We start from the raw sequence: 16,630 nt of genomic DNA on the forward strand, positions 1-16,630 counted from the left end.
CGCGTTCTGGGAAGGAACGTGCGACCGTCAGCGCACCGGGTCCAGGGCGACGATGAGCACGCCGACCCACTGCGCGCCGAAGGCCACGACCGTCAGGGCGTGGAACACCTCGTGGAAGCCGAACTGGGTGGGCACCGGGTTCGGCCGCTTGAAGCCGTAGACCAGCGCGCCGATGATGTACGCGACACCGCCGGACAGGATGAGCACGGTCATCGGGACGCTCGCCGCGAAGAACTGCGGCAGCAGCCCGAGCGCCGCGCAGCCGAGCACCAGGTAGATCGGCACGTACAGCCACCGGGGCGCGTTGATCCACAGCACCCGGAAGGCGATGCCGAGGGCGGCGCCGGACCACATCACCCAGAGCACGACCACCATCAGGGTGTGCGGCAGGGCGCAGATCGCGATCGGCGTGTAGGTGCCGGCGATGAGCAGCAGGATGTTCGTGTGGTCGATGCGCTTGAGCACCGCCTTGACGGTCGGCCCCCACGGGAACCGGTGGTACGTCGCGGAGACCCCGAACATGGCCAGTGACGTGGCCATGAAGACCGCGCTGCCGACCTTCGCCGCGGTGCTGTCGGCCAGGGCGATGAGGACGATGCCCATCGCGATGGCGAACGGGAACGCACCGAGGTGGATCCACCCGCGCCAGGCGGGGCGGGTGTCCTCCGTGGTCGTCGCGGCCTCTTCGGTGAACGGGACGTGGGGGAGGGTGGCGGTCTCGTGCTCGTCCTGCATGTGCCGACTGTAAGCCCCGTGCCCGAACGGATGCCACGAGTTCTGGGGGAGCCGCACTCGGGACGCTCCGACCGACGGTGCACTACGCTCGGTGCGTGACCGGCAGGGTGGGATGGGCAGGACGAGGGATCCTCTACCGCGCCTACCAGAGCCGCATCCGCCGCCAGATCGAGGGCAGCGCGAAGCCGAAGCACGTCGCCATGATCGTCGACGGCAACCGGCGGTGGGCGAAGCAGCTCGGGCTCGAGTCCGCCGCGCACGGCCACCGCGCCGGCGCCGCGAAGATCCCGGAGTTCCTGACCTGGTGCGACGAGCTCGGCATCGAGGTCGTGACGCTCTACCTGCTCTCCGCCGACAACCTGACCGGACGTGCCGGAGCGGAACTCAGTGAGCTCGTCGGCATCATCGGAGACCTGGCCGGGGTGCTCGCCGACACCACGGACTGGCGGGTGCAGCACGTCGGGTCGAACGAGGGGCTGCCCGACTCGCTCGTGTCCGCGCTCGCGCAGGCCGAGGAGCGCACCGCCGGCCGGACCGGACTCCACATCAACCTGGCCGTCGGGTACGGCGGGCGCCGCGAGATCGCCGACGCCATGCGCAGCATCGTGGAGTCGCACGGCGCGGGTGGCGGCACGATCGACACCCTGGCCGAGGTCCTGACGCCCGAGCTCATCGGCGACCACCTGTACACGCAGGGCCAGCCCGACCCCGACCTGGTGATCCGGACCTCGGGCGAGCAGCGGCTGTCCGATTTCATGCTGTGGCAGAGCGCGCACAGCGAGTTCTACTTCGTCGAGGCGCTCTACCCCGACCTGCGCGAGGTCGACTTCCTCCGCGCCGTCCGCGACTTCGGGCTGCGGTCGCGACGCTTCGGCGGCTGACGCTTCCTCGCTACTGCGCGGATCGGCCTGGGTTCGCTGACGTTCAGTGATCCCAGTAGACTCACAGGGTTTTCGTCCCACGGAAGGTTGCACCTGTGAACATCGACGAGTACGCCGCCGGCTTCTCCGAGGACCCCGGCTACCTCGACCACGCTGCGTTCGGCCCCGTGCAGACCGCCGTGCTCGAGGAGCAGCGCGTGCTCGGCACGATCCAGGAGCACATGCGCTTCGGCGCCATGGAGACCCTCGACGAGCAGGACGCCCGAGTCCGCACGGTCGCCGCCCGCTTGGTCGGTCGCCGCGAGGACCAGGTCGTCTCGCAGACCGCGACGACGCCCGGCCTGCTGCACACGGCCTTCGGCCTGACCGGCGGCGTGTTGGTGTCGGCCGACGAGTACCCCTCGCTGCCGCTCGCGCTGGCGAGCGCCGCCTCGGCGACCGGCGGCCGCGTCCAGCCCGTCGTCATCGAGTCCGGTGCCGGGTGGATGACGCCCTCGCTCATCCAGGAGCGCCTGACCGACGACGTGACGGCCGTGGCGGTGTCGCTGGTCGACTGGCGCACCGGCTACCTGGCCGACCTCGCCGGCATCCGCGAGGTCATCGGCGACCGCCTGCTGATCCTCGACGCGATCCAGGGCTTCGGAGTCGTCGACGCCCCGTACGAGATCGCGGACGTCGTCGCCACCGGCGGCCAGAAGTGGCTGCACGCCGGCTGGGGCACGGGCTTCACCGCCTTCAGCGACCGTGCCCTGAACCGCCTGCGTCCGGCGCTGTCCGGCCCGCACGGCACCACCGGCTGGCCCGTGGACGTCCCCGCCGTGCGCCCGGGTGCCGCCGGCTACCAGATGACCCGCATCGACCCCATCGCGCAGGCCCGCCTCGCGGTGTCGCTGGACCGGCTGACCGCCGTCGGTGTAGCCGCCGTGCAGGAGCGCGTCACCGAGCGCGTCGAGCGCGTGTTCGCGATCGCAGACGAGTTCGGGCTCGAGGTCGAGTCCAGCCGCGACCCGAGCGAGCGCGCCGGCATCGTCGTGCTGCGGGCGGCCGAGGGGCGCCTGACCGCGCTGTCCGCGGCGCTGCACAACCACGGCGTGACCGCGACGACGCGGCTCGGCGTCGCGCGGGTGTCGGTGTTCGCCTCGACGACGGACGAGACGCTCGACATGTTCCGGGACGCCTGCGTCTCGTACGCCACGCTGCAGTAGCGCGGTTCCGCGAAAGCGACAGATCTCCGGGAACGGTTCGCGGAGATCTGTCGCTTTCGCGGATCTGGACGTGCGGAAGGGCGGACGGGAGGCGCGGGGCGGCGCCGCCACGGGCCTCCCGTCCGGTGGTCGGCCACGTCGACTGCCGGTGTCACGTTGTTCACGTGACCGTAACGCCGGAAACCGCGTGTCGCTGGCGGGGGGTCGGAGGGCGGACGTACGTTGTCCCCATCGGGCACCGCGCCCGATCGAAGCGGCCACAGTCGGTGCTTCGGGACCCGCTCCACGGCCGCGTTCGAGGACATGGACCGGGCTGCTCGCGGCCCGGGGATGGAGTGGTCGTGACCTCTCAGAACGTCTCTCGCGGAACCCAGCACCAGCACACCGCGGACGCGTCCACGTCGGTCGCCCAGCGCACGTACGTGCTCGACACATCGGTGCTCCTCAGCGATCCACGGGCGTTGTTCCGCTTCGCTGAGCACGCGGTGGTCCTGCCCGTGGTGGTCGTCAGCGAACTCGAGTCGAAGCGGAACGACCCGGAGATCGGGTACTTCGCGCGGCAGGCCCTGCGGCTGCTCGACGAGATGCGCATCGAACACGAACGGCTCGACTTCCCGATCGCGCTCGGTGACGGCGGTTCGTTCCGCGTCGAGCTGAACCACTCCAACCAGTCCGTGCTGCCGTCCGGGCTGCAGCTCGGCGACAACGACTCACGCATCCTCGCCGTCGCCTCGAACCTGCAGAACGACGGGCTCGACGTCGTCGTCGTCTCGAAGGACCTGCCCCTGCGCGTCAAGGCGTCGTCGATCGGCATGGCGGCAGAGGAGTACCGCGCCGAGCTCGCGGTCGACTCCGGCTACACCGGCATCGCCGACCTGCAGGTGTCCGGCGAGCAGATGGCCGACCTGTACGAGAAGGAGGAGATCCGCTCCGTCCAGCTCGACGGTGTGCCAGTCAACACCGGTGTCGTCATCCACTCCGAGCGCGGGTCGGCCCTCGGCCGCGTGCACACCGCCGGGTCCGTGGCGCTGGTGCGCGGCGACCGCGAGGTGTTCGGGCTGCGCGGCCGGTCCGCCGAGCAGCGGCTCGCGATCGACGCCCTGCTCGACTCCGAGATCGGCATCGTGTCCCTGGGCGGCAGCGCCGGCACGGGCAAGTCCGCGTTGGCCCTCTGCGCCGGGCTCGAAGCGGTCCTCGAGCGGCAGCAGCACAAGAAGATCATGGTGTTCCGGCCGCTGTACGCCGTGGGTGGCCAGGACCTCGGGTTCCTGCCCGGCGACGCTGGCGAGAAGATGAACCCGTGGGCGCAGGCGGTCTACGACACCCTCGGGTCGGTGGTGTCCGACAACGTCCTCGACGAGGTGATCGAGCGCGGCCTGATCGAGGTGTTGCCCCTCACACACATCCGCGGTCGGTCCCTGCACGACGCGTTCGTGATCGTGGACGAGGCCCAGTCACTCGAACGGAACGTGCTGCTCACCATGCTCTCCCGCATCGGGCAGAACTCCCGCGTGGTGCTCACCCACGACGTCGCGCAGCGCGACAACCTGCGGGTCGGACGGCACGACGGCATCGCGAGCGTCATCGAGCGGCTCAAGGGCCACCCGCTGTTCGCCCACGTCACGCTGACGCGGTCGGAGCGCTCCGCGATCGCCGCCCTCGTGACGGACCTGCTGGACTCGCCCGACCTGGTGTAGCGCTCGGCTGTTCCCCACATGCGAAAGCGACAGATCTCCGCGAACAGTTCGCGGAGATCTGTCGCTTTGGCGGAGGGGTCAGCGCGGAGGGGTCGCGCGGCAGGAGCTCAGTTCGGGTGGGTCATGGACAGGACGTCCAGTGCCGCGTCGAGCTGCTCCTCGGTGACCTCGCCACGCTCGACGTGTCCGAGTGCCACGACGGCCTGGCGGACGGTGATGCCCTCGGCGACGGCGTACTTCGCGACCTTGGCCGCGGCCTCGTAGCCGATGACCCGGTTGAGCGGGGTGACGATCGACGGCGACGACTCGGCGAACGCCCGGGCCCGCTCGAGGTTCGCCTGCAGCCCGTCGATGGTCTTGTCGGCCAGCACCCGCGAGCTGTTCGCCAGCAGACGGATCGACTCGAGCAGCGCCGTCCCCATCACGGGGATCGCGACGTTGAGCTCGAACGCGCCGGACGCACCCGCCCAGGCGATGGTGGCGTCGTTGCCGATGACCCGCGCGCCCACCATCAGGGTGGCCTCGGGGATGACCGGGTTGACCTTGCCGGGCATGATCGACGAGCCCGGCTGCAGGTCGGGGATGTGCAGTTCGCCGAGCCCGGTGTTCGGGCCGGACCCCATCCAGCGCAGGTCGTTGTTGATCTTCGTCAGGCTGACAGCGAGCACCTTGAGTGCCCCGGAGGCCTCGACCAGGGCGTCGCGCGCGCCCTGGGCCTCGAAGTGGTCGACGGCCTCGGTGATCGGCAGGTCGGTGTCGCTCGCGAGCTGGGCGATCACCCGCTGCGGGAAGCCCTTCGGGGTGTTGATGCCGGTGCCGACGGCGGTGCCGCCGAGCGGGACCTCGGCGACGCGGGGGAGCGTCGCGGTGACCCGCTCGATGCCCAGGCGGATCTGGCGTGCGTAGCCGCCGAACTCCTGGCCGAGGGTGACCGGGGTGGCGTCCATCAGGTGCGTGCGGCCGGACTTCACGGCGTCGGCCCACAGCGTCGCCTTGGCCTCGAGCGACTCGGCGAGGTGCTCGAGCGCCGGGACGAGCGCGCGCAGCAGGGCTTCGGTCACGGCGACGTGCACCGAGGTCGGGAACACGTCGTTCGACGACTGCGAGGCGTTGACGTGGTCGTTCGGGTGCACCGCGGTGCCGCCGATGTCCGACGCCAGCGTGGCCAGGACCTCGTTCATGTTCATGTTCGACGAGGTGCCGCTGCCGGTCTGGTACACGTCGACGGGGAACTGGTCGTGGTGCTGCCCACCGATGATCAGGTCCGCCGCGCCCGCGATGGCGTCGGCGACGGCCGGCTCGACGATGCCGAGCTCGCCGTTCACGATGGCCGCAGCGCGCTTGATGCGGGCGAGCGCCACGATCTGGGCCGACTCGAGCCCGGTGCCCGAGATGGGGAAGTTCTCGACAGCGCGCTGGGTCTGGGCGCGGTACAACGCCGACTTCGGCACTCGCACCTCGCCCATGGTGTCGTGCTCGATGCGGAACTCGGTCTCGGTGGTGTCGGTCACGTCGTCGTGGTCCTTCCTGGGGTGCTCGCCGGACGCGGTCGCGTCGGGGGACTGCGCCGGCGCACGAGGTCTCCGTGGGTCACGGAACCGGCGCCGGGCGTCTCGTTCGACTGTACCGGTGCGACGGATGTGGGACGTGCGGGTGCGGCGCCGAGGGGCCGTCAGGCGTTGCCGACCACCGTGTCGATCGTGACCTCGCCCGTGCCGAGGTCGTAGGTCGCGCCGACGACGGCCAGCCGGCCCTCGGCGATCGCGTCGGAGACGGCACCGGAGCGCTCGAGCACCTGGCGGAGCGTGGCCTCGAGGTGGGCGGCGCCGATCGCTTCCTGCGGGAGCTCGGCGTCGGTGGCGCGGACCTTCTCGACGCTCGGGGCGATGGCGTCGACCAGGGCCTGCAGGTGCGGCGCGGGGACCGGCTCACCCGAGCGGGCCGCGGCGACGGCACCGCACCGGGTGTGGCGCAGGACGACGACGAGCGGGGTGCCGAGCGCGACGACCGCGAACTCGATCGACCCGAGCACGACGTCGTCGACGATCTGCCCGGCGTTGCGGATGGCGAAGAGGTCACCGATGCCCGCGTCGAACACGTGCTCGAACGGCACGCGCGAGTCGGAGCAGCCGAGGACGGTCGCGAACGGCGCCTGCGACCCCTGGAGCTCGGTGCGGCGGTCGGGGTCCGTGCGGCCCATGCGGCGCTTGTCGGCGGCGAAGCGGGCGTTGCCGTCGACGAGCAGGCGCAGGGCGTCGGACGGGGTGGAGGCGGCGCGGTCGGGCATGGGGCTCCTCGGATCGGGTCGGATCAGGTCGAGTGGTCGGGCTGCGGGGTGTCCGGCAGGATTCGTCCGGCGGTCGCTACTGGGAGAACTGCTTCGTCACGGCCGTGGCCACGGTGCGGTACGACGAGTCGTCGGCGGTGCCGGAGAGCACGATCGTGTTGGTGCCGAACGTGGACACGAGCGAGTACGCGTGGTTGCCGGCATCCGAGCCCTCGGCCCGTCGGTCGTACACGGTCCACTTCGTGCCGTCGATGACGCGGGTGCCGGTCGACGGTCGCTGGTCGAGTTGGTTCGAGACCCACGAGCCGTTCGCGTCCACACCCTGCTGCAGGCTGAGGTACTGCTTGTCCGGCGTCACGAACCCGACGGTCCAGACGTCGACGTCGTCCGAGGTCTTGTCGGAGAAGTCGGCCCGGTTCGACGTGAAGCCGCTCGGCAGGTCGGGGGCGGCGAGGGTGATGTCGCCGACGTGGGCATCGGCCGCGATCTGCTGGTAGTCGACGGTGCGGTCGACCGTGGTGTTCGGCCGCACGACCACGGCGACGAGGAACAGCACGATGCCGAGCGACGCGATGAGCGCGATCACGAGGTTGAAGGCCGTCTGGTGCTGGCGGCGAGCGGTCCGTGCAGCGTCCTTGCGTGCCCAGGTCTCCTCTGCCGTCTCGGGTCGGCCGAGCTCGGCGACGATCGGGCGACCGTTCGCGTCGGTCATCGGGCGGAGCCGTCCTCGGCGCTGCTGGCCGCGCGGGCCGCGTCGAGCCGGGCGCGAGCGCCGACGAGCCACTCTTCGCAGCGGGCGGCCAGGGCCTCGCCGCGCTCCCAGAGCGACAGCGAGCGCTCGAGGGTCGCGGAGCCCTGTTCGAGCTCGCTCACGACACGCACGAGTTCGTCGCGGGCTGCTTCGTAGCTCAGCGACTGGACGTCGGTCTGCTCGGGTTCCTGCTGGGATGGCACGACTCGATCCTACCGAGGGTCCACCGACTGACCGACGTGCCCGCTGCGCCTGGGGAGAACACCGGCCGGTAGGGTCGCGCCATGACAGATCTCCCCGAGGGCGTGGACTGGTACCCGGCACCGGACGGACCGAGCGCTGGGCGCGACGGGCTGCCGGGCCGCCCCTCGCTCGCGGTCGTCCTGCCCGGGGGTGGGTACGGCATGCACGCCCCGCACGAGGGGGAGGGGTACGCCCGCTGGCTGAACGGGATCGGCATCGACGCGGTCGTGTTCGCGTACCCGCTCGCCCCGCACCGCCACCCGGACGCCGTGGTGGCGACCCGAGCGCTCGTCCGTGACCTGCGTGCCGGACGCTGGGCGGGCCTCCCGTCCGATCCGCGGATCGTCGTGATCGGTTCGTCGGCAGGCGGGCACCTGGCGGCCCTCGTGTCGAACGCACCAACGCCGGCCGAGCGCGCCGTGTCGGACGTCGACGACCGGCCCGACCTGACGGTGCTCTGCTACCCGGTGACGTCGATGACGGACCACCCGCACGTCGGCAGCGCCGACAACCTGCTCGGACCGGGCGCGAGCGTCCGCGAGCGGTCCGCGGTGGACGCCGACCTGCTCGTCGACGACCGGACCCCGCCGACCTTCCTGTGGCACACGGCCGAGGACGAGCACGTGCCGGTGACGCACTCGCTGTCCTACGCACACGCGCTGGCGCGGCACGGGGTGCCGTTCGACCTGCACGTGTTCGAGCGCGGGGTGCACGGCATCGGGCTCGCCGACGGCCTCGGGCCGGCCGAGGCGTGGAGCACGCTGGCGACGACCTGGCTGCGCGACCGCGGCTGGTGACCAGGCCGTCGGCGACCCCGACGCGTCAGGCAGCCGGACCCGACCCGTCCGGACCCGGCCCGTCCGGCTCGAGCGTTCCGGTCGCCGTCCCCGCGCCGAGCGTGACGTGCACCGGCGTCTGCCCGGTCAGGTCGTCGGACGACCGCACCACGCCGCCGTCGGCCCGCTGCACGATCGCGTAGCCGCGGCGCAGGGTGTCGCGCGGCGACAGCGCACGGAGCCTGGCGGTCAGGTGCCCGACCTCGGAGTGGCCCCGCTCGAGCCGACGGTCGAGCAGCTCCCGCGACCGGGAGAGGTCGCGGGCCACTTCCTCCGCACGGGTGTCGACGAGCCACGCCGTCGACGCGAGCGCCGGGCGTGACCGGAGCGCTGCGATCCGGTCGGCCTCGACCGCGAGGGTCTGCGACAACCGCAGGCCGATGCGGGCGCGGGCCTGCCGGACGTTCGCGAGCTCCTCCGCGACGTCGGGCACGACGCGCTTGGCGGCGTCGGTGGGGGTGGAGGCACGGAGGTCCGCGACCTCGTCGAGGATAGGACGGTCGGCCTCGTGCCCGATGGCCGACACGATCGGTGTGCTCGCCGCTGCTGCTGCGCGGACGAGTCCTTCGTCGCTGAAGCCGAGCAGGTTCTGGAAGTCGCCGCCACCACGGGCGATGATGATGACGTCCACCGTCGGGTCGGCATCGAGCTCGAGGATCGCCGCCGTGACCTCGCCCACGGTCCGCTCGCCCTGCACCGCGGTGTGGACGGTGCGGAACTCGACCTGCGGCCACCGGAGCTGCGCGTTGCGCTTGACGTCCTTCTCGGCGTCGGAGTCCTTGCCGGTGATCAGGCCGATGCGGTGCGGCAGGAACGGCAGGCGCTTCTTGCGTGCGGGATCGAACAGCCCCTCTTCGCCCAGGGTCCGGCGCAGGCGTTCGAGCCGTTCGAGCAGGTCACCGAGACCGACGTGCTTCATCTCGACGACCTGCATGGTCAGCGAGCCGCCCTTGACCCAGTAGTTCGGCTTGACCGCTGCGACGACCCGGTCGCCCTGCTTGATGTCCGCCGGCACCCGGGACCGCACGCTCGACCAGATCGAGAACGACACCGTCGCATCGACCTCGACGTCCTTGAGCTTGCCGTAGACGTTGCCGCCGGCGACGTTCCACTGCGTGATCTCGCCCTCGATCCACGCGGTGCCGAGCCGGTCGATCCAGTCGCGGAGCTTCGCGCCGAGGAGCGCGACCGGCCACGGGTTGTCGGCCGTCGGCGGGCCTTGTTCGATCGCCATGTCGCTCCTTCTCGTGCGGGACGTCCATCGTGCCCGACACCGGTGACAGCGGGCGAGCGGCGGGTTCTCCACAGCCGGCCCCCGCGCCCAGGTCGCGTGCGTCCCGCTCACCTATCATCGGGGACGTGACGATCACCAACGGCCACACGGTCCCGCTCGCCCCTCCGCGTGTGCACGCGGCGCGTGGGCGACTGCGTGACGAGCCGGTCGCCGGTCCGAAGAAGGTGCTGCTCGCGGCACCCCGCGGCTACTGCGCCGGGGTCGACCGGGCGGTGGTGGCGGTCGAGAAGGCGCTCGAGCAGTACGGCGAGCCCGTCTACGTCCGCAAGCAGATCGTCCACAACGTCCACGTCGTGTCGACCCTCGAGCAGCGCGGTGCGGTGTTCGTCGACGACGTCGCCGAGGTCCCGCGCGGTTCGCACGTGGTGTTCAGCGCCCACGGCGTCTCACCCGCCGTCGTGGCCGGTGCCGCCGACCGCGACCTGCACGCCATCGACGCCACCTGCCCCCTGGTCACCAAGGTCCACCGCGAGGCCACCCGGTTCGCCAAGGCCGAGCGGACCATCATCCTGATCGGGCACACCGGCCACGAAGAGGTCGAGGGCACGATGGGCCACGCCCCCGAGCGCACGATCCTGGTCAACGGCCCGGACGACGTCGCCGCGCTCGACGTCCCCGACCCCGACAACCTCGTCTGGTTGTCGCAGACCACGCTGAGCGTCGACGAGACGATGGAGACCGTCCGCCTGCTGCGCGAGAAGTACCCGACCATCCAGGATCCGCCGTCCGACGACATCTGCTACGCCACCCAGAACCGCCAGGTCGCGATCAAGAAGGTCGCCCCGGGCACCGACCTGGTGATCGTCGTCGGCTCCGCGAACTCGTCGAACAGCGTGCGTCTGGTCGAGGTCGCCCTGGAGCACGGGGCGAAGGCCGCGCACCGCGTCGACTACGCGGAGGAGATCCGCCAGGAGTGGCTCGACGGCGTCGCCACCGTCGGCGTCACGAGCGGCGCGTCTGTCCCCGAAGAGCTCGTCGCCGAGGTCCTCGAGCAACTCGCCGACGCCGGGTACGGCGCCGTGGAAGAAGTCGTGACCGCACACGAAGACCTGATGTTCTCGCTCCCCAAGGAGCTCCGCACCGACGCGTCGGGCAACCCGACGCGCGCGCTCGGCGGGCGTCGGGCATGAGCGGCGCGGACGGCTGGGGCTCGGTGCCGCAGCGCGAGCCGGGTCACGTCGACGACACGGCGGCAGCCGGCCAGGAGGCCCAGGGCACGTCCCCGACGACGGCCGCCGGTGCCGTCAGCGGCCGGGTCCACGGCCGCCCCGCCCCCGCGTACGGCGAGTACGCGCCCGAGGGATGGGTCAACCCGGTCCTGGCCGAACAGGAACGTCAGGAGCGCGAGCAGCAGGAGCGCGACCGCCGCCAGCAGGCGGCGAGCCAGGCCGGGCAGGACGGCGCGACCGCGTACCGGTCGGGTGCCGGTGCGCCGACCGGCACCGTGCCTCCAGGCCGACCCGGCGCAGCCGGCGACCCGACCACGGGCGGGTCGCAGCGGTCCGCGTCGACGAGCCGGTTCGGACGCACGCCCGCCGACTTCGTCCTGACGGTCGGGCTGCTCGCCTTCGGACTCATCTCCGTGGTGCAGTCCCTCGCGGTGACCAACGTCGCGTCGACGGTGCGTCGGACCCTCGAGACGCAGTACACGGCGCTGAACGACCCGAGTGCACTGAGCGGTGCCGCGATCATCGGGGCGATCACGAACGTCGTGGTCTTCGCGCTCGTGGCGTGGTGGTCGATCCGTCGGCTCCGGGCACGCAAGCGCACGTTCTGGGTGCCGATCGTCGGTGCGGTCGTGGCCACCTTCGTGAGCACGATCGCGTTCGTCGTCGTGGTGTTCCAAGACCCGCAGTTCGTCGAGTTCATGATGCGCCAGGCCGGCGCCTGACCCTCGGACCGCCTGACCGCCAGGCTGCTCGCGGCGCTGGCATCCGCGCGTCGAGTGGTCGCAACACGCCGCGCGCCCGCCGTCGAGCGGTCACGAAGTGTCGTCGGGCGCCGGGGCCCCCGACAGTTCGTGACCACTCGGTCCTGCGCGCGCGGGGAGTCGCGACCACCCCGGCCCGCGGACGCCGGGCAGGGCTCAGCCGGCCAGGGCTCAGCCTGCCAGGAACGCCGCGACGGCGCCGTGCAGTGACGCCAGGTCCTCGACGTGCACGAGCTCGCGGATCGAGTGCATCGACAGCAGCCCGACGCCGATGTCGATCGTCGGGATCCCGAGCCGGGTCGCCGCGATCGGGCCGATGGTCGAGCCACCGGGGATCGTGTTGACGTTGACGAACGGCTGCCACGGCACCCCGGCGGTGTCGCACGCGGCGGCCCAGACGGCCTCGCCCTTGGCCTCGGTCATGTAGCGCTGGTTCGCGCTGATCTTCAGCAGCGGACCGGCGCCGGGGCGCGGACGGTTCGTCGGGTCGTGCTTCTCCGGCTGGTTCGGGTGCACCAGGTGCCCGGCGTCGCTCGACAGCAGCCACGAGGCGCGGAACGCCCGGGCGGCCTCGGAGCGGCTGGCACCGAGACCCTCCTGCACGCGGCCGAGGACGTCCTCGAGGAACGGGCCACCGGCACCGGACGGGGTCGAGGAACCGATCTCTTCGTGGTCGAACGCCGCGAACACGGGGATGTGGTCGCCGTCGACCGGGGCGTCCACGATGCCGCGGAGCCCGGCGTGCACGCTCGTCAGGTTGTCCATCCGGCCCGACGCCAGGAACTCGCGCTCGATGCCGATGCGGGCGGGGGCCTGGGTGTCGGCGAGGAAGAGGTCCCACGACACTGCATCGTCTCCGAGGCGAGCGCGCAGCCACTCCACGACCGAGGTCCCTCCGGCGTCGCCGTCCACGCCGACGATCGGCAGCGTGTGGCGTTGGCGGTCGATCTCCTTGCCGTCGTTCACCCCGCGGTCGAGGTGGATCGCGAGGTTCGGGATGCGGGCGACGGCGTCGGTGCTGACGAGCCGCACGCTGCCGTCGGCGTCGACGACCCGGCCGGCGATGCGCAGGTCGCGGTCGAACCACGTCGACAGGAGCGCGCCGCCGTACACCTCGACGTTCAGCTGCTCCCACCCGCCGGTGCGGACTCCGGGGTTCGGCTTGATCCGGAACCCGGGGGAGTCGGTGTGTGCGCCGAGGATCCGGAACGGGGTCGTCGCCGGTGCACCCTCCGGCAGGCGCCACGCGATGACCGCACCGTCGCGGACCACGACGTACGCGCCGGGTTCGGTCGGCCACGCGTCGAGCTCGGACAGCTCGGTGAACCCGGCTGCGACGAGGCGGTCACGGGCGGCCGCTGCCGCGTGGAACGCGGTGGGCGACTCGGTGACGAACTGGGCGAACTCGGAGGCGATGGCGTCGACGGTCACCTGCCCATCGTGGCATGCGGTGGAGGCGGCCGGACGCAGAACGGGGCACGTCCGTCGGACGCGCCCCGTTCCTCCTGGCAGTTGCTCCCGGTGTCAGCCCTTGGTGTGACCGGCGGAGCCGAGCACCTTCGCGGCCTCGCCCACGCGAGCCGCCATGGCGGACTCGGCGACCTTGCCCCAGGCGCGGGGGTCGTACTGCTTCTTGTTGCCGACCTCGCCGTCGATCTTCAGGACACCCTCGTAGTTCCGGAACATCGAGTCCGCGATCGATCGGGTGAACGCGTACTGCGTGTCCGTGTCGATGTTCATCTTGATGACGCCGTTGCGGACGGCCTCGTGGATCTCGTCGTCGGTCGAGCCGGAGCCGCCGTGGAAGACGAGGTCGAGGGGGTTCTCGCCGGTGCCGTGCTTGGCCGCGACCGAGGCCTGGATCTCGCCGAGGAGCTCGGGGCGGAGCTTGACGTTGCCCGGCTTGTAGACGCCGTGCACGTTGCCGAAGGTCAGCGCGGCGATCCAGCGGCCCTTGTCGCCCAGACCGAGTGCATCGACGACCTTCTCGACGTCGTTCGGGGTCGTGTAGAGGGCGTCGTTCGTGCCCTCGTGCTCGACGCCGTCCTCTTCGCCGCCGACGACACCGATCTCGACCTCGAGGATCGCGTTGATGTTCCGCGTCTTCTCGAGCATGGTCTTCGCGATCTCGATGTTCTCGTCGAGCGGCACGGCCGAGCCGTCCCACATGTGCGACTGGAAGATCGGGTTGCGGCCGGCACGGACCTCTTCCTCGCTCGCCGCGATGAGCGGCAGGACGAAGCCGTCGAGGGCGTCCTTCGGGCAGTGGTCGGTGTGCAGGGCGACGGTGATGTCGTAGTTCTTCGCGACCTCGTGGGCGAACTTCGCCATCGCGAGGGCACCGGCGGCACGGTTCTTGATCGTCTGGCCGGCGAAGTAGTCGGCACCGCCCGTCGTGACCTGGAGGATGCCGTCCGAGCCGGACTCCTGCAGGCCCTGGAGGACCGCGTTGATGGTCTGCGACGAGGACACGTTGACCGCGGGGTACGCGAACTTGCCCGCCTTCGCGCGTTCGATCATCTCGGCGTACTGTTCCGGCGTTGCGATGGGCACGTGGATCTCCTTCGACTTCGGTGATGTCCCCGCCGATCGTAGTCAGAAGCTCTGGAGGCGCGGTGCGGGTTACGCGGTCGGCCCGCGTCCGCCATGCACATGCGTGCACGGGCCCGGTGTCCGGACCGCCGGTCGGCCGCCGGTCGGTAGGCTCGGGTCGTGACTCCCTCTACGGAAACCGGCTCCCTGTTCCTCCAGCCCGACCGCAACCTGGCCCTCGAGCTCGTGCGTGCGACGGAGGCCGCCGCGATCCGTGCGCAGCCGTGGGTCGGGCGTGGTGAGAAGAACCTCGCCGACGGTGCGGCCGTCGACGCGATGCGCAAGTTCCTCGGCACGGTGAACTTCGACGGCGTCGTCGTCATCGGTGAGGGCGAGAAGGACAACGCCCCGATGCTCTACAACGGCGAGCACGTCGGCAACGGCCACGGCCCGGCCTGCGACATCGCGGTCGACCCGATCGACGGCACCTCGCTCACCGCCGCCGGCCGTCAGAACGCCATCTCCGTCATGGCCGTCTCGGACCGCGGTTCGATGTACGACCCCTCCGCCGTGTTCTACATGGACAAGATCGCCGCCGGCCCCGAGGGCCGCGGGGTCCTGGACCTCGAGAAGCCGATCGGCGAGAACATCCGCGCGCTGGCGAAGGCCAAGGGCAAGGACCTCGAGGACATGGTCGTGGCCGTGCTCGACCGTCCCCGTCACGACGAGCTGATCCGCGCGATCCGTGCGACCGGTGCAGGCACGCGACTGCTGCTCGACGGTGACGTCGCCGGTGGCATCGCCGCCGCGCTGCCCGGCTCGACGATCGACATGTGCGTCGGCGTCGGTGGCACCCCCGAGGGCATCATCACGGCGTGCGCGATCAAGGCGCTCGGCGGCGTGATCCTCGGCAAGCTCCAGCCCAAGGACGACGAGGAGCGCGAGCGCGCCATCGCCGCCGGCCACGACCTGGACAAGGTCCTCGACCAGGACGACCTGGTCACGGGTGACAACACGTTCTTCGTCGCCACCGGCGTCACCGACGGCGTCCTGGTCGACGGTGTCCGTCGCTCGCGCGGTGTCATCCACACCGACTCGCTCGTGCTGCGGTCGCGCTCGAACACCATCCGCCGCATCCAGGCGGACCACCGTGCGGAGAAGTGGTTCTAGGCCGGACGATCGTCCGCCGCTTCGGGGCGTCGCCGGTCTTCCGGCGGCGCCCCGTTGTACGAGCCCTTGCGTAGGCTCGACGCATGACTGCGACAACGGCACGGATCGTCGGACTGGACACCGCGGGCATCCGCACGCTGCACGCGGAGGCGGACGGCACGGCCGACCGGCTGCCGCACGTCGTGCCGGTGGCGCCCGACCTCGGCGTGATCCTGGCGGACGAGGACGGTGCGATCCTCACCGCGCCGGCGCTCGCCGAGATGGGCTGGGCGGACGACGACGTCCTGCGTGCAGCCGTCGCCGCCGCGCAGGAGCAGGCCGGAGGCGACGTCGCGGTGATCCAGCCCGGAACGATCGTCATCCAGGACCCCGACCTCGCCGTGGTGCTCGTACTCGCACCGCAGGCGTTCCAGGGCATCGAGTTCCGCGGCAGCGCAGTGGTCTTCCCGGTCGCGCCGACGACGTTCATCGTCACCGGCGACCAGGACGAGGACGGGCTCCAGGTCGCGGCCGGTGTCGCCCAGCAGATCCTGGCCGACGACGAGGGCGAGGTCCTGAGCGGACCGCCCATGGTGCTGCGCGGTGACGGGTGGGTGCGGTTCGAGCACCCGTCGCTCGACGGGGAACTGCGGACGATCCGAGCGCTGTGGACGTCGACGGTCGCGAACCTGCAGCAGGACGACCTCCAGGCGTCGTTCGATCGCCGGGGCGAGGAAGTGCACGTCGCTGCGGTGTCGGTTGCGCGGCTCGCCGAGGACTCCCCGGCCTTCTCGTACTCGTCGTGGACCCAGGACGTCGAGACGATCGTCGCCGCGGTCGACACCGTGGTGCTCGTCACACTCGACGGCCAGACGCAGCCCGTGCCCTTCGGTCGGCTCCGGGAGTTGGCGACCGACCTGATCGACGAGCTCGACGTCCGCCCCGCCCGGTACCGGCTCCGAGGGTTCCCCGACCTCGATGCCATCCGCGCAGCCCTCTGACGCGGCCGCGTCGGTGGCACTCGTCCCCGTCGCTGCCCCCTGATATGGTCACACTCGCGCGCTTGTGGACAACGGCGCGAGAGATCGGA

The 16,630-nt window shown here is 71.3% G+C and carries 16 protein-coding genes; 8 read left to right on the forward strand and 8 right to left on the reverse strand.

All coding sequences use genetic code 11. From position 1 onward, the window contains the following. Window positions 1-27: 27 nt before the first annotated feature. Window positions 28-735 (reverse strand): hemolysin III family protein, encoded by a 708-nt coding sequence (locus tag EDF31_RS04075; RefSeq protein ID WP_123294746.1) that lies wholly within the window; start codon window positions 733-735, stop codon window positions 28-30. Window positions 736-830: 95 nt separating this feature from the next. Between EDF31_RS04075 and EDF31_RS04080 the strand changes: the two genes are divergently transcribed. The 3 genes from EDF31_RS04080 (at window position 831) to EDF31_RS04090 (ending at window position 4,518) form a co-directional block, all read left to right on the forward strand. Beyond that, window positions 831-1,616 carry an isoprenyl transferase gene (locus tag EDF31_RS04080; RefSeq protein ID WP_173170760.1) on the forward strand — a complete coding sequence of 262 codons (786 nt, stop codon included), beginning with the start codon at window positions 831-833 and terminating at the stop codon, window positions 1,614-1,616. A gap of 95 nt (window positions 1,617-1,711) precedes the next feature. After that, on the forward strand, window positions 1,712-2,821 hold the full coding sequence (locus EDF31_RS04085) for an aminotransferase class V-fold PLP-dependent enzyme (protein WP_131845293.1): 1,110 nt from the start codon (window positions 1,712-1,714) through the stop codon (window positions 2,819-2,821). 335 nt (window positions 2,822-3,156) lie between these two features. Then, window positions 3,157-4,518 carry a PhoH family protein gene (locus EDF31_RS04090; protein ID WP_243649843.1) on the forward strand — a complete coding sequence of 454 codons (1,362 nt, stop codon included), beginning with the start codon at window positions 3,157-3,159 and terminating at the stop codon, window positions 4,516-4,518. 107 nt (window positions 4,519-4,625) lie between these two features. Here EDF31_RS04090 and EDF31_RS04095 read toward each other — a convergent pair whose 3' ends face one another. The 4 genes from EDF31_RS04095 to EDF31_RS04110 form a co-directional block, all read right to left on the reverse strand. Beyond that, window positions 4,626-6,029 carry a class II fumarate hydratase gene (locus EDF31_RS04095; RefSeq protein WP_131845294.1) on the reverse strand — a complete coding sequence of 468 codons (1,404 nt, stop codon included), beginning with the start codon at window positions 6,027-6,029 and terminating at the stop codon, window positions 4,626-4,628. 161 nt (window positions 6,030-6,190) lie between these two features. Continuing rightward, on the reverse strand, window positions 6,191-6,805 hold the full coding sequence (locus EDF31_RS04100) for a carbonic anhydrase (protein ID WP_111084807.1): 615 nt from the start codon (window positions 6,803-6,805) through the stop codon (window positions 6,191-6,193). Window positions 6,806-6,881: 76 nt separating this feature from the next. Beyond that, the gene (locus tag EDF31_RS04105) at window positions 6,882-7,517 is read right to left on the reverse strand and encodes a DUF4245 domain-containing protein (RefSeq protein WP_123340653.1); all 636 of its coding nucleotides are present in this window, start codon (window positions 7,515-7,517) and stop codon (window positions 6,882-6,884) included. After that, a complete protein-coding gene (locus EDF31_RS04110) occupies window positions 7,514-7,759 on the reverse strand; it encodes an exodeoxyribonuclease VII small subunit (protein ID WP_111084805.1) in 246 nt (81 codons plus the stop codon). The genes EDF31_RS04105 and EDF31_RS04110 overlap by 4 nt, the downstream gene beginning before the upstream one ends. 81 nt (window positions 7,760-7,840) lie before the next feature. Here EDF31_RS04110 and EDF31_RS04115 point away from each other — a divergent pair, with 81 nt between their 5' ends. Further along, a complete protein-coding gene (locus tag EDF31_RS04115; RefSeq protein WP_131845295.1) occupies window positions 7,841-8,596 on the forward strand; it encodes an alpha/beta hydrolase in 756 nt (251 codons plus the stop codon). Between the two features lie 25 nt (window positions 8,597-8,621). Here EDF31_RS04115 and xseA read toward each other — a convergent pair whose 3' ends face one another. Then, window positions 8,622-9,869, reverse strand: a complete 1,248-nt coding sequence (gene xseA / locus EDF31_RS04120) for an exodeoxyribonuclease VII large subunit (RefSeq protein ID WP_131845296.1) — start codon at window positions 9,867-9,869, stop codon at window positions 8,622-8,624. 131 nt (window positions 9,870-10,000) lie between these two features. Here xseA and EDF31_RS04125 point away from each other — a divergent pair, with 131 nt between their 5' ends. Both EDF31_RS04125 and EDF31_RS04130 read left to right on the forward strand, forming a co-directional pair. After that, the gene (locus EDF31_RS04125) at window positions 10,001-11,059 is read left to right on the forward strand and encodes a 4-hydroxy-3-methylbut-2-enyl diphosphate reductase (protein WP_131845537.1); all 1,059 of its coding nucleotides are present in this window, start codon (window positions 10,001-10,003) and stop codon (window positions 11,057-11,059) included. Continuing rightward, window positions 11,056-11,820: a DUF6264 family protein gene (locus tag EDF31_RS04130; RefSeq protein WP_131845297.1), complete on the forward strand. Its 765-nt coding sequence runs from the start codon at window positions 11,056-11,058 to the stop codon at window positions 11,818-11,820. Before EDF31_RS04125 ends, EDF31_RS04130 begins: the two co-directional genes overlap by 4 nt. 210 nt (window positions 11,821-12,030) lie before the next feature. Here EDF31_RS04130 and EDF31_RS04135 read toward each other — a convergent pair whose 3' ends face one another. Both EDF31_RS04135 and fbaA read right to left on the reverse strand, forming a co-directional pair. Then, on the reverse strand, window positions 12,031-13,290 hold the full coding sequence (locus tag EDF31_RS04135; RefSeq protein WP_131845298.1) for a M18 family aminopeptidase: 1,260 nt from the start codon (window positions 13,288-13,290) through the stop codon (window positions 12,031-12,033). 93 nt (window positions 13,291-13,383) lie between these two features. Next, window positions 13,384-14,412 carry a class II fructose-bisphosphate aldolase gene (gene fbaA / locus EDF31_RS04140; protein WP_123294161.1) on the reverse strand — a complete coding sequence of 343 codons (1,029 nt, stop codon included), beginning with the start codon at window positions 14,410-14,412 and terminating at the stop codon, window positions 13,384-13,386. A gap of 159 nt (window positions 14,413-14,571) precedes the next feature. Between fbaA and glpX the strand changes: the two genes are divergently transcribed. Next, entirely contained in the window at window positions 14,572-15,561 is a 990-nt protein-coding gene (gene glpX / locus EDF31_RS04145; RefSeq protein WP_111084799.1) for a class II fructose-bisphosphatase, read from the forward strand. Window positions 15,562-15,644: 83 nt separating this feature from the next. After that, window positions 15,645-16,541 carry a hypothetical protein gene (locus EDF31_RS04150; protein ID WP_123294160.1) on the forward strand — a complete coding sequence of 299 codons (897 nt, stop codon included), beginning with the start codon at window positions 15,645-15,647 and terminating at the stop codon, window positions 16,539-16,541. The last annotated feature ends 89 nt before the right edge of the window (window positions 16,542-16,630 follow it).

It is taken from the genome of Curtobacterium sp. PhB142 (assembly GCF_004341255.1).
Classification (GTDB): domain Bacteria; phylum Actinomycetota; class Actinomycetes; order Actinomycetales; family Microbacteriaceae; genus Curtobacterium.

Excerpts from the sequence above, each read along its gene's own strand:
- EDF31_RS04100 (WP_111084807.1), bottom strand. The coding sequence starts at position 6,805 with ATGCCCGACCGCGCCGCCTCCACCCCGTCCGACGCCCTGCGCCTGCTC.
- EDF31_RS04115 (WP_131845295.1), top strand. The coding sequence starts at position 7,841 with ATGACAGATCTCCCCGAGGGCGTGGACTGGTACCCGGCACCGGACGGA.
- xseA (WP_131845296.1), bottom strand. The coding sequence starts at position 9,869 with ATGGCGATCGAACAAGGCCCGCCGACGGCCGACAACCCGTGGCCGGTC.
- EDF31_RS04075 (WP_123294746.1), bottom strand. The coding sequence starts at position 735 with ATGCAGGACGAGCACGAGACCGCCACCCTCCCCCACGTCCCGTTCACC.
- EDF31_RS04130 (WP_131845297.1), top strand. The coding sequence starts at position 11,056 with ATGAGCGGCGCGGACGGCTGGGGCTCGGTGCCGCAGCGCGAGCCGGGT.
- EDF31_RS04105 (WP_123340653.1), bottom strand. The coding sequence starts at position 7,517 with ATGACCGACGCGAACGGTCGCCCGATCGTCGCCGAGCTCGGCCGACCC.
- EDF31_RS04150 (WP_123294160.1), top strand. The coding sequence starts at position 15,645 with ATGACTGCGACAACGGCACGGATCGTCGGACTGGACACCGCGGGCATC.